This is a genomic window from Actinopolymorpha singaporensis, assembly GCF_900104745.1.
GTDB classification, from domain to species: Bacteria; Actinomycetota; Actinomycetes; order Propionibacteriales; family Actinopolymorphaceae; genus Actinopolymorpha; species Actinopolymorpha singaporensis.
The window spans coordinates 6,391,875-6,403,569 of the sequence record NZ_LT629732.1 but is presented as its reverse complement, the minus strand read 5'-3'; the positions used below and the strand labels follow the sequence as shown (position 1 = coordinate 6,403,569).

At 72.7% G+C, this 11,695-nt stretch carries 13 protein-coding genes and 1 pseudogene; 9 read left to right on the top strand and 5 right to left on the bottom strand.

What is annotated here, in order from left to right; genetic code table 11:
• The first annotated feature begins 767 nt into the window (after nucleotides 1–767).
• The gene (locus BLU27_RS28665; protein ID WP_092656931.1) at nucleotides 768–1,142 is read left to right on the top strand and encodes a CAP domain-containing protein; all 375 of its coding nucleotides are present in this window, start codon (nucleotides 768–770) and stop codon (nucleotides 1,140–1,142) included.
• Here the strand turns inward: BLU27_RS28665 and BLU27_RS30725 are convergent.
• Nucleotides 1,133–1,462, bottom strand: a complete 330-nt coding sequence (locus BLU27_RS30725; RefSeq protein WP_241828073.1) for a GNAT family N-acetyltransferase — start codon at nucleotides 1,460–1,462, stop codon at nucleotides 1,133–1,135. The two genes, BLU27_RS28665 and BLU27_RS30725, sit on opposite strands and share 10 nt — an antisense overlap.
• Nucleotides 1,411–1,647: a hypothetical protein gene (locus BLU27_RS30720; protein WP_241827697.1), complete on the bottom strand. Its 237-nt coding sequence runs from the start codon at nucleotides 1,645–1,647 to the stop codon at nucleotides 1,411–1,413. The genes BLU27_RS30725 and BLU27_RS30720 overlap by 52 nt, the downstream gene beginning before the upstream one ends.
• Nucleotides 1,648–1,868: 221 nt before the next feature.
• Between BLU27_RS30720 and BLU27_RS28655 the strand changes: the two genes are divergently transcribed.
• A complete protein-coding gene (locus BLU27_RS28655) occupies nucleotides 1,869–2,699 on the top strand; it encodes an aldo/keto reductase (RefSeq protein ID WP_092649379.1) in 831 nt (276 codons plus the stop codon).
• Nucleotides 2,700–2,817: 118 nt separating this feature from the next.
• Here BLU27_RS28655 and BLU27_RS28650 read toward each other — a convergent pair whose 3' ends face one another.
• Entirely contained in the window at nucleotides 2,818–3,405 is a 588-nt protein-coding gene (locus BLU27_RS28650; protein ID WP_092649377.1) for a TMEM165/GDT1 family protein, read from the bottom strand.
• A gap of 287 nt (nucleotides 3,406–3,692) precedes the next feature.
• Here BLU27_RS28650 and BLU27_RS28645 point away from each other — a divergent pair, with 287 nt between their 5' ends.
• Nucleotides 3,693–4,088: an ArsR/SmtB family transcription factor gene (locus tag BLU27_RS28645; RefSeq protein ID WP_338417588.1), complete on the top strand. Its 396-nt coding sequence runs from the start codon at nucleotides 3,693–3,695 to the stop codon at nucleotides 4,086–4,088.
• A 138-nt stretch (nucleotides 4,089–4,226) separates the two neighbouring features.
• Here BLU27_RS28645 and BLU27_RS28640 read toward each other — a convergent pair whose 3' ends face one another.
• On the bottom strand, nucleotides 4,227–4,880 hold the full coding sequence (locus BLU27_RS28640; protein WP_197681841.1) for a response regulator: 654 nt from the start codon (nucleotides 4,878–4,880) through the stop codon (nucleotides 4,227–4,229).
• 5 nt (nucleotides 4,881–4,885) lie between these two features.
• A complete protein-coding gene (locus BLU27_RS28635; RefSeq protein ID WP_092649372.1) occupies nucleotides 4,886–6,199 on the bottom strand; it encodes a sensor histidine kinase in 1,314 nt (437 codons plus the stop codon).
• Between the two features lie 97 nt (nucleotides 6,200–6,296).
• On the opposite strand from BLU27_RS28635, the gene BLU27_RS29690 reads away from it, so the two are divergent.
• The 6 genes and pseudogenes from BLU27_RS29690 to BLU27_RS28610 all read left to right on the top strand — a co-directional run bounded on the left by BLU27_RS29690 (nucleotide 6,297) and on the right by BLU27_RS28610 (nucleotide 11,688).
• On the top strand, nucleotides 6,297–6,911 hold the full coding sequence (locus BLU27_RS29690) for a SurA N-terminal domain-containing protein (protein ID WP_172804836.1): 615 nt from the start codon (nucleotides 6,297–6,299) through the stop codon (nucleotides 6,909–6,911).
• Nucleotides 6,912–6,930: 19 nt separating this feature from the next.
• A complete protein-coding gene (locus tag BLU27_RS28625) occupies nucleotides 6,931–7,992 on the top strand; it encodes a MazG nucleotide pyrophosphohydrolase domain-containing protein (protein ID WP_092649368.1) in 1,062 nt (353 codons plus the stop codon).
• A gap of 119 nt (nucleotides 7,993–8,111) precedes the next feature.
• Nucleotides 8,112–9,401 carry a phosphopyruvate hydratase gene (eno, locus tag BLU27_RS28620; RefSeq protein ID WP_092649366.1) on the top strand — a complete coding sequence of 430 codons (1,290 nt, stop codon included), beginning with the start codon at nucleotides 8,112–8,114 and terminating at the stop codon, nucleotides 9,399–9,401.
• A gap of 5 nt (nucleotides 9,402–9,406) precedes the next feature.
• On the top strand, nucleotides 9,407–10,186 hold the full coding sequence (locus tag BLU27_RS28615) for an FtsB family cell division protein (protein ID WP_092649364.1): 780 nt from the start codon (nucleotides 9,407–9,409) through the stop codon (nucleotides 10,184–10,186).
• Nucleotides 10,183–10,683: pseudogene (locus BLU27_RS30075) on the top strand (DUF501 domain-containing protein); the annotation flags it as partial. The gene BLU27_RS28615 and the pseudogene BLU27_RS30075, both read left to right, overlap by 4 nt.
• Before the next feature lie 24 nt (nucleotides 10,684–10,707).
• Nucleotides 10,708–11,688 carry a Ppx/GppA phosphatase family protein gene (locus BLU27_RS28610; protein ID WP_197682012.1) on the top strand — a complete coding sequence of 327 codons (981 nt, stop codon included), beginning with the start codon at nucleotides 10,708–10,710 and terminating at the stop codon, nucleotides 11,686–11,688.
• The last annotated feature ends 7 nt before the right edge of the window (nucleotides 11,689–11,695 follow it).

The window sequence follows — 11,695 nt, the reverse complement described above, 5'->3', positions numbered from 1 at the left end:
TCGCCGACCAGCGACCCGACGCCCACCCGGAAACCGTCGCCCAAGCTGCCGCTGCCGCTCCCGGCATCGCCTAATATTCCGGTGCCGGATCTTCCGTAACCGACATCCGCGACAGGTGCCGCCGATGGGGCGAAACAGACCGAACGACCATCGACCGCCAGCACTCGAGACCTGGGAGAAGCCGTGGCGCGCGAGGACCGAGACGTACTCCACCACGACGACGGTCGTCACGACCGCGGCTACTGGGACGAGGAGGCGGACCGGCCGCGCCACCGAGGCAGGCGCCCGCTGTCGCGCCGCCTGATGGTCCCGGCACTGGTGGCTACCGGTTCTCGGGCTCGGCGGTGGTGCGCTCGCGCTGAGCGGCTACCTCCAGCCCGCCGACCAGACTCCCCGGGCCGGCCAGGAACGCGTGGTGGCCGATCCGCCTCACGCCGGTACGCCCGAGCGGGCCGCCGACGCCCCGGCCGCGAAGCCGGCCCCCACCCGGCCAAGAGGGTGACGGCGCCGCCCGCGGCCACGCCGGAGCGCGCCGCCACCCGAAGAACACCGCCCCCGCGGACAAGCCGGCTGGTCCGGCGCCGAAGAAGCGCGAGGGCCGCCGACCCACCCGAGCCGAAGGCGGCCGAGAAGGCCGAGCAGCCGAAGGCCAGGGTCGACTCGCCGGCCCCCCGGCGTACGTCCCTGCACACTCGGGAGCCGCGCCTCCCGCCCGCACCGCCAGGCCGCAGACCGATTCGGGAACCACCAGTACCCGCGAGGAGGCCTTGTACGAGACCCAGGTGGTCCTGCTGACCAACGCCGCCCGTGCGCGCGTCGGCTGCGCACCGCTGCGGGTGGACGACCGGCTGCGATCCGTCGCGCACGCGCACTCCGCCGACATGGCCGCCCGCGACTACTTCGGGCACAACACGCCGGACGGCAGGACTCCCTGGGACCGCATCCGGGCCGCCGGCTACGACGCTCCCGCCGCGGAGAACATCGCCCGCGGCCAGCAGACACCGCAGGACGTCACCCGGGCCTGGCTGGACAGCCGGGGCCACCGCGAGAACATGCTGAACTGCAAGATCAAGGCGATCGGCGTCGGTGCCCACATCGGGCCCGGTGGACCGTGGTGGACGCAGGACTTCGGCTACCGCTGAGCTCCGCCCACCTGCTCCGGCGCCGGATCGGTCCCGGTCGCCAGTGACCTGGCGTAGCACCGGTTGCCGGGTGAGTCGCGGTGCAGGCCGAACGACGGGATCGGCGCGTAACCCGCGGACAGGTAGAGCGTGATCGCCTCCGGCTGGCCGAGGCCGGTCTCCAGAACCATCCGGGTCTTCCCGGCCGCGGCGGCGTCGCGTTCCAGGGCGGCGAGCATCCGGCGGGCCAGGCCCCGCCCGCGAGCCTCGGGTGCGACGTACATCCGCTTCACCTCGGCGTCACCGGGGCCACAGCAGGGTGTACGGCGGAGTACGCCCAGCCCGCGCAGCCGACCGGCCGGCCGTCGAGGTAGCCGACCAGGAACAGTCCTGTCGGCGGGTCGAACTCGCGCGGGTCGATCGGTGAGCGGTCGATCCCGCCGTAGCGTACGACGTACTCCTGCTGCACCTGCTCGGTCAGCGTCTGGGCATCGGGGTGGTCGAAGCCGACCGTGCGCAGCTCCACGCGGGCAAATCTAACCGGCGCCCGTACGCCCGCCGCCGAGGCCCCGTTGACCGACCGCCGGGTCGCCCGGCCCGTTGACCGACCGCCGGGTCGCCGGGCCCGCTGACCCCCGCTCGCCGCAAGGCCGCCGCTGTGGTCTGATGTTTGGGATGACCGGTCGTGACCTCACGAGTCGCCGACACGACCGGCACACCAGTGCACTCCCATGGAGGTTCACGCGCATGTCCGCAGTACCCAACGTCACCCTGAACAACGGTGTGGAGATGCCGCAGCTCGGCTTCGGCGTCTGGCAGGTGCCCGACGAGGACGCCACCGCCGCCGTGCGCACCGCGATCGAGGTCGGTTACCGCAGCATCGACACGGCCGCGATCTACGGCAACGAGGAGGGCACCGGCAAGGGGATCGCCGAGTCCGGCGTCCCCCGCGAGGAGCTGTTCGTCACCACCAAGCTGTGGAACGGCGAGCAGGGCTACGACTCCACGCTCGCGGCGTTCGAGGAGAGCCTGCGCAGGCTCAAGCTCGACTACGTGGACCTGTACCTCATCCACTGGCCGGTGCCGAGCCAGGACAAGTACGTCGACACCTGGCGCGCGTTCGAGAAGCTGTACGCCGACGGGCGGGTCCGCTCCATCGGCGTTTCCAACTTCAACCCGCACCACCTCCAGCGGCTGTTCGACGAGGCCACCGACGTCCCGGTCCTCAACCAGATCGAGTTGCACCCGTACCTCATCCAGGAGAAGCTGCGGGCGTTCAACAGCGAGCACAACATCGCCACCGAGGCGTGGAGCCCGCTGGCCCAGGGCGGCGAGCTGCTGAAGGACCCCGAGATCGGCAGGCTGGCGGAGAAGTACGGCAAGACGCCTGCCCAGATCGTGCTGCGGTGGCACATCCAGCTCGGCAACGTGGTCATCCCGAAGTCGGTCACTCCGTCGCGGATCAAGGAGAACTTCGACCTGTTCGACTTCGAGCTGTCGGCCGGCGACCTGGGTGCGATCACCGCCCTGAACCGAGACGAGCGGACCGGCGGCGACCCCGACACGCTGGGCTCCTGACCCTTCGACGTGGCCCGCTGGCGCTCTGACGTGAAACAGGCGGCGGCCCGTCCGGTGAGGACGGGCCGCCGCCTTTCGTTCGCCGTGTTGGTCGTACGTGCCGTACGCGCCGTACGCGTCAGCGCAGTTGGGTGATCGCCTCGACGAGCAGCCAGACGCCGAAGACGGCGAACAGGGCCGAGGCGCCGTACCTGATCGCACGCTCGGGCAGCCGGCGGCCGAGCTGCTGGCCGATCACGATGGCGATGGCGTCCGCGACCACCATTCCGACGGTCGACCCGAGCCAGGTGCCCAGCCAGCCGTGCTGGGTGGCCAGGGTGATGGTGGCCAGCATCGTCTTGTCGCCGAGTTCGGCGAGGAAGAACGCGACGGAGACCGCGACGATCGCGGACTGCTTGGCCCGGCGGGCCTTCTGTTCCTCGTCCTCGGAGAGGCTGTCGCCACGCAGGGTCCAGCCGGCGAACCCGAAGAACGCCAGCGCGGCCACCAGGGAGATCCAACCGGTGGGCAGGTTGGCACCGAGGAAGTAGCCGACGCCCACCGACACCGCGTGCACCACGGCCGTCGCGACGGTGATCCCTACGAGCACGGGGAGTGCGCGGTAGCGGGTGGCGAAGGTCAGGGCCATCAGCTGAGACTTGTCGCCGAGCTCGGCCACGAAGATGACGCCGAAGCTGAGGAAGAAGCTGGCCGTCAGGGCATCCATGCGAAGTGTCGCTCCTCGATCAGGCCGGACCGAGGGATGCGACCTCTCGACCCGGGCGTATCCGCCTGGTCGAAGGTCTCGCCCGCCTGGTGGAGGCTGCCGGGCCGGGCGCCACAGGGGCTGCCAGCGTGTCGACCGCGGCATTGGGGGCTACTCCCCTTCGCGTCGTACAGCCTGGCGCGGACCGGCAGGATTGTCAACCAGTTGCGCAAGTGACGAATTGTTGTGGGCCAGCTCACATCCGGCCGTTCCGCTCACCTGGCGCATGCGGAAGAATCGGCGGCGTCATGGTCAATCCAGCCGATCCGCCCCAGCCGACCGGGTCACCTGAGCCGATCGGGCAGCCCATGCTGTCCGGGCCGCAGCTGCGAGCGGCGGCGGACACGTTCGACCTGCTGTCCTCGCCCACCCGGCTGCACCTCGTGTGGCTGCTCGCCCGGCACGAGTACGACGTGGGCACGCTCGCGGAGAGCACCGGCGCCAACGTCGCCGCGGTCAGCCAGCACCTGGCCAAGCTCCGGCTGGCCGGGCTGGTGACGGCCCGGCGAGAGGGCCGGCGGCAGATCTACGCCGTGGAGGACCCGCACGTCCTCACCCTTGTCGACCAGATCTTCGAGCACATCGCCCCGGACGGCTCGCTGGCGCCGGACCCGCCCACGCCACGGCACCCGCGCCGCTCCTGACGCGAATCAGGGGATCGTCTCGCCTGACGCCCACACCGCACCTGTGGCTCTCAGGGGATCGTCTCGCCTGACGCCCACACCGCACTTGTGGCTCTCAGGGGATCGTCTCGCCTGACGCCCACACCGCACTTGTGGCTCTCAGGGGATCGTCTCGCCTGACGCCCACACCCACGCGGCGATCCCCACCCGATTGCGTACGCCCAGCTTCCGCTGGATGTTCGCGACGTGCGTCTTGGTCGTACCCGCCGAGATGAACAGGTCGGCGCCGATCTCGGCGTTCGTCTTGCCGGCGGCGACCAGGCGGGCCACCTCGACCTCCCGCTCGGTCAGCGGCTCGACCGGGGAAGCAGTGCGGGTGCGCCGCCGCTCGCTGACGTGGCGCAGCAGGCGAACGGTGACCGACGGACTGATCAACGTGTCCCCGGCCACCGCCGCGCGCACCGCCTCCACCAGCAGCGTGGGACCGGCACGCTTGAGCAGGAACCCGCAGGCGCCGTACGCCAGCGCGGTGTGGACGTACTCGTCCAGGTCGAACGTCGTCACCACCACCACCCGCAGCGGGTCGGGGACGTCCGGCCCGGCCAGCGCCCGGGTGAGTTCCAGGCCGTCCAGCCGCGGCATCCGGATGTCGGCGATCACGACGTCCGGCCGCAGGAGCCGGGCCTGCTCCAGCGCCGAGGCGCCGTCCGCGGCCTCGGCGACGACGTGCATGTCCGGCTGGGAGTCCAGGACCAACCGGAAGCCGCTGCGGATGTTCTCCTGGTCGTCGGCGATGAGGATCCGGGTGGCCACGCCGGTCATTCTCGTCCTCGTGTCACGGGGTGGTCACCTCGGTCGTCGCCCCGGCCGGCTCGACCGGTGGACGGACCGGTGGACAGGGGGAGGACCGCGGTCGTACGCCATCCCGCCCGGCCGTACGGACCGGCGGACAGGGTGCCACCGAGCGCCTGTACGCGTTCGGCCAGGCCGACCAGACCGAGGCCGCCCCGGCGTTCGCCGCCGTCGACGGGAGCGTCCGTACGGCCGGGGCCGACCCGCTGGTTGGTGATCTCCACGGTCAGTGTCGAGGCGTCGCCGTCCCCGCGGGTGAGCAGGACGGTGACGGCGGAGTCGAGCGGTGCGTGCCGGCGTACGTTCGTCAGCGCCTCCACCACCACCCGGTGGACGGTGGAGCCGATCTCGCGGGGGATGGCGGCGGCCAGGTCCGGGGGCAGGTGCAGCCGGACCGGCCCGGACCCGCCGGCGGCGAACCGGTCGAGGAGTTCGGGCAGGTCGGCGACACCTGGTGCGACTGCCCGGCCGGTGTCCGCAGCGCCGGGCGGCTCCGCGCCGCCTTCCGCAGAGTCCTCGTCCGGGTCGTGCAACATGTGCACGGTCCGGTCCATCGAGGACAGCGCCGCCAGCCCGGCCTCCTCGATCCGGGCGAGCGCGTCGAGAACGGCCTCCGGCCGCTGCGCGGCCACCGCGCGCGCGGCCTGCGCCTGGACCACGATGCCGCTGATGTCGTGCGCCACGAAGTCGTGCAGGTCCCGGGCCAGCGCCAGCCGCTGCGTCCGGCGTGCCTCGCGAACGGCCCGCTCGCGGGTGCTGTCCAGTGACCGCAGGTAGGTCCCACCGAGAGCGGCACACACCGCGCCGAGCGCCCAGAAGCCGACCGACCCCACCTGGTCCAGCAGGGACCAGCCGCGTACGGCACGAAGGATCATCGTCGCCTGCGCGGCCGAGGCGAGCAGGCCGACGGCGACCGCCTGCCGGGCCGGGGCAAGCCGGACCACCAGGACGATCAGCCACAGCAGCCCGGCCAGCTCGAACAGCCCGAACCACTGCACGCTCGGCGGCAGCGGCTCCGGGACGAGAATCGTGGCGGCGAGGGAGACGAGTGCTGCGACGGTCACGACAGGCACCAGGGCGGTCCGGTGCGCCGGGCCGGCCACCAGTACTCCGGCCAGGCCGCCGGCGGCCACACCCGCGGGAACGCTGACGAACGGGCTGACGAGGAACGCCGCCACGCAGCCGGCCAGGACGAGCAGCCCGGCGGCGGCGAGGCCCGCCCGGAACCGGACCATGGAGGCTCCGGAGGGTGCGGTTCGTTCGGAGATGGGGCCGGACATGGGTCGAGAGTAGGGTCCGGCCCGTCGGCCCGCCGCCGGAAGGCCCTGCGTACGATCGGGTGCGACGTGGCTGGTTTCCGTTACGAGAAGAGGTCCCGTGGTCGGTCGAAGGCACGCTGGTCGAGTCGCCGTTGTCGCTCTGGTCGCCGGGCTGGCGCTGTCCGGCTGCGGCGCGGTCTCCAACCCCGGAGCCGCGGCCACAGTCGGCGACGAGACGATCTCGGTGTCCTACCTCCAGAAGCAGTCGCGCGACATCCTGGCCAAGGCCGGCCGGTCCGATCTCAGCGACTCCGAGTCGACGAAGCTGCAGAGCGACCTGCTGCAGCAACTCGTCGACGACGCACTGATCGTGCCGACCGCCAGGCGTGCCGGGGTGAGCGCCAGCCAGGCCGACATCGACCAGGTGAAGTCCCAGATCCAGTCCCAGCGCGTGGTCATCCCGCCGGACATGCTGGACGGCTTCGCCCGGTGGGTCGTCCTGCGGCGGGCACTCAACACCAAGCTGCTCGGCAGGGAGCCGGCCAGCCAGCAGGACCAGGCCAAGGCCGACCAGTTGGTCGGGCGGGAGATGGCGAAGACGGCCAAGCAGGTCGGCGTCCGGGTCAACCCCCGCTACGGCACCTGGTCCGGCGGAGCGGTGAAGCCGGGCGGCCAGCTCGTCACCCCGGGGCCGACCGCCACCCAGGCTCCGGCCGCCCCGCAGATGCCCTGACCCCACCGTGGCCCCGCAGATGACGGCCGGTCGGATCGCGCTGCTGCTGACCAGCCCGCGCGTGGCGCCGGGGCTGCTCGCCTGGCCTGCCTGGGAGCTGCTGCACGCGGCCGGCCAGGTGCTCACCGACGACGCCGACCACCCGCAACGCGCGGCGGTGGAGGCCGCCGGGGTCCGCGTCCTCGTGGTCGAGGACGCGCCCGGGCCGGGGGAGCTGGCCGACCTCCTCGTGACCAGGGCGCGTGCCGGCGTCGACGTGGTGTGGCTGGCCGCCGACGACGGTGATCCCGCGCTCGGCCGGGCGCTCGGTCACCTGCTGGCCACCGCCGCCGAGGCCGGTACGCGCGGCCTGCCCACCCTGGAGGTGGTGCCCGCCTCCTACGACCTGCCCGGCGCTCGGCTGCTCGACCTGGTGTCGGTGATGGACCAGCTGCGCGAACGCTGCCCGTGGGTGCGCGACCAGACGCACCGCTCGCTGGTGCGGTACCTCGTGGAGGAGTCGTACGAGACCGTCGAGGCGATCGAGACCGGCGGCCGGCAGCACCTGCGCGAGGAGCTCGGCGACCTGCTGTTCCAGGTGGTGTTCCACGCCCGGCTGGCCGAGGAGGACGCGGAGACGCCGTTCTCCATCGACGACGTCACCGCCGACCTGGTGGAGAAGCTGATCAGGCGCAACCCGCACGTCTTCGGCCCTGCCGCGGGTGGCCCGTCCGGGACTCCGGAGTCGACGGCGGCCGAGGTGGAGAACGTCTGGGACCAGTTGAAGGCCGAGGAGAAGCGGCGGACTTCCGCGGTCGAGGGCGTGCCGCTGGCGCTGCCCGCGCTGACGCTCGCCGACAAGCTGCTCGGGCGTACGAGAAGGTCGGGCGTCCGGGTCGACGGGCCCGATCCGGGCGTACTCGCCGAGGTCGCCGGTCACACCCTCGGCGAGCCGGGACGCCTGGACGCCGACCGGCTCGGCGCGGCGTTGCTGGCCCTGGTGGACCGCGCGCGCTCCGCGGACCTCGATCCCGAACAGGCGTTACGGGACGCCTGCCGGCGCTACGTCGATGCCGTTCGCGCCGCCGAGAATCCCGGTTGATCGCGAGTGATCCCGGCGGTGCGCGGGTCGGTTCGCGGTGCGCACAGGCGGCGCCGCTAGGGTGAAACCTGCCCTGGGCTCGGGGCATCCGTGACCTGAGGTTGTCTGGGAGGAAGCACGTGGCAACGATCGAGGCCCTCACCGCCCGCGAGATTCTGGACTCGCGCGGCAATCCCACCGTCGAGGTCGAGGTGGGTCTCGACGACGGCACCATCGCCCGCGCCGACGTACCCTCCGGTGCGTCGACCGGCGCGTTCGAGGCGGTGGAGCTGCGCGACGGTGACGACAAGCGCTTCGTCGGCAAGGGTGTCACCAACGCCGTGCGCGGCGTGGTCGACGTGATCGCCCCGGAGCTGGTCGGCTACGAGGCCAGCGAGCAGCGGCTGATCGACGCCCGCCTGATGGACCTGGACGGCACGCCCAACAAGGCCAAGCTCGGCGCCAACGCGCTGCTCGGCGTGTCCCTGGCCGTCGCCCGCGCCGCCGCGTCCTCGGCCGACCTGCCGTTGTTCCGTTACGTCGGCGGGCCCAACGCGCATTTGCTCCCGGTGCCGATGCTCAACATCGTCAACGGCGGTGCGCACGCCGACAACGACGTCGACTTCCAGGAGTTCATGATCGCCCCGATCGGGGCGGCCACCTTCGCCGAGGCACTGCGCTGGGGTGCGGAGACCTACCACGCGCTGAAGGCGGTTCTGAAGAGCCAGGGCCTGTCCACCGGTCTCGGTGACGAGGGTGGCTTCGCGCCCAACCTGCCGTCCAACCGGGCGGCGCTGGACCTGATCGCCACCGCGGTCGGCGCGGCCGGCTTCCGGTTCGGCACCGACGTCGCGGTGGCCATCGACGCCGCGGCCACCGAGTTCTACGACGCCGACAGCGACCGCTACCGCTTCGAGGGCGGCGACAAGACGTCGGAGGAGATGGCGGCCTACTACGCCGAGCTGCGTGCGTCGTACCCCCTGGTGTCACTGGAGGACCCGCTGGCCGAGGACGACTGGTCCGGCTGGGCCGGGCTCACCGAGACCCTCGGCGGGAAGGTGCAGCTGGTCGGCGACGACCTGTTCGTCACCAACCCCGAGCGGATCGGCCGCGGCATCGCCGAGCGGTCCGCCAACGCGGTGCTCATCAAGCTCAACCAGATCGGCACGCTCACCGAGACCCTCGACGCGGTGGACATGTCCCACCGCGCCGGCTTCCGCACGATGATCAGCCACCGGTCCGGTGAGACCGAGGACACCACGATCGCCGACCTCGCGGTGGCGACCAACGCGGGCCAGATCAAGACCGGTGCCCCCGCGCGCAGCGAGCGGGTGGCGAAGTACAACCAGCTGCTGCGGATCGAGGAGGAGCTGGACGACGCGGCCCGCTACGCCGGACGTACGGCGTTCCCGCGGTTCACCTCCGAGTAGGTCCGGTGAGCGACGCGCGAGGTGGTCGCAACGCCCGGCCCGCGGGGCGCGGGCGAGGGCCGGGACGCGCCAAGCCCGGGACGTCCGGGCGTGGCACGTCCGGACGCGGTTCGCGAGGTGGTGCGGGCACTCCCCGGACCACCCGCCGCACCGCCGGCGCCGGCCCCACCCGCACGGCCGCCCGGGGCGAGGCCCGTCCGGAGGCGGTGCGGCCCGGTGTGGCCCGCGCCACCGCCGGGACAGTGCCCGGTGCTCGTCGCGGCCCCGGCCGGTCCGACGCCACCAAGCCCGCTTCGCGGCGCAACGGCAACGTCACCGGCCGGGCGGCGATCCTGGCCCTGGTGATCGCGGCGCTGGTCATCTCGTACGCGTCCAGCCTGCGGGCCTGGGTCGAACAACGCAGCCAGATCGCCGCGTTGCGCACCGAGGAGACCCAGCGCACCGAGCGCGTGGCCTCACTGGAGAAGGAGTTACGGCGCTGGCACGATCCGGCGTACGTCGAGGCGCAGGCCCGCGAGCGCCTGCGCTGGGTGAAGCCGGGCGAGACCGGATACGTCGTCGTCGGTGAGGACGGCTCGGTCGCGAAGGCGCCGGCCGCCGCCGGTGGCGCCGCCGTCCGCTCGGGGCCCCAGCAGGCCTGGTGGTCCAGCCTGTGGGGGAGTGTCGAGCGCTCCGGTGTGCAGCCGACGACGCCGCCCGTCGGCAAGACGCCCAGCACGCCGAAACACCAGCCGCCGAAGACCATCGACCCCAGCCCCACCCAGACGCCGCGACCGAACCGATGACCGCAGCACCTGACCCCCCCGACCCCGTGGATCCGGACGCCCCGGTGGACCCGGCCGACGTGGTGGCGGTCAGCGCCCAGTTGGGCCGGCCGGCCCGCGGTGTGCACCGCGTCGCGCACCGGTGCCGGTGCGGACTGCCGGACGTCGTGGAGACCGAGCCGCGGCTGCCCGACGGTACGCCGTTCCCGACCACCTTCTACCTCACCTGCCCGCGCCTGGCTGCCGAGATCGGGCGGCTGGAGGCGAGTGGGCTGATGCGGGAGTGGACCGAACGACTGGCCGCCGACCCCGACCTGGCCGCCGGCTACCGGCGCGCACACGAGCACTACCTCGCCGCGCGCGAGCGTCTCGGCCACGTACCCGAGATCGCCGGAATCTCCGCCGGCGGCATGCCCGACCGGGTGAAGTGCCTGCACTCTCTCGTCGGCCACGCGCTCGCGGCGGGACCGGGAGTGAACCCGCTCGGGGACGAGGCGCTGGCGCTGTTGCCGGACTGGGCGGCGGGGGGACGCTGCGTCGAGGTGGGCCCGCCGGTACGCGTGGCAGCCGTGGACTGCGGCACCAACTCCATCCGGCTGCTGGTCGCCGACATCACCACCGAGCCGGCGACGGGAACCCGCCATCTGCACGAACTGGACCGCCGGCTGGAGATCGTCCGGCTCGGGGAGGGCGTCGACCGCACGGGCCGGTTGTCCGAGCAGGCGCTGGCCCGGACGTTCGCCGCCTGCGAGCGGTACGCCGAGCGGATCCGCGAACTGGGTGCCGACCAGGTGCGGTTCGTCGCCACGTCCGCCTCCCGCGACGCCGACAACCGAGCCGAGTTCGTGACGGGGATTCGGGAGATCCTCGGTGTCGAACCCGAGGTGATCACCGGTGCCGAGGAGGCCGACCTGTCCTTCGCCGGCGCGACCCGCGAGCTGGCCGGTCGCCGGATCCCGACGCCGTACCTCGTCGTCGACATCGGCGGCGGCTCCACCGAGTTCGTCCTCGGCGGCGCCCGGCCGGAGGCGGCGGTCTCGGTCGACATGGGCTGCGTACGACTGACCGAGCGGTACCTCACCGACGACCCGCCCACACCTGAGCAGGTGGAGCGGGCCCGGGCGGAGGTCGAGCGCCGGCTGGACGAGGTGGCCGGGGAGGTCCCGCTGGAGCGCGCTCGCACCCTCGTCGGCCTGGCCGGCACGGTGACGACGGTGGCGGCGACGGCGATGGACCTGCCGGCGTACGACCGCGACCGGATCCACCACGCCCGCATCGGCGCGGCCGACGTGCACGCGGCCGCCGGCCGGTTGCTGACGATGACCCACGCGGAGCGGAAGGCGCTGCCGTTCATGCATCCGGGCCGGGTGGACGTGATCGGCGCGGGCGCACTGATCCTGGACCGCATCCTCGCCCGGGTCTCACCTCACCTCGCCCGGACGGAGCTGGTGGTCAGCGAGCACGACATCCTGGACGGCATCGCGTGGAGCGGCGCCGAGCGGTCGTCCCGTCCGGCCCGCTGACGACCTC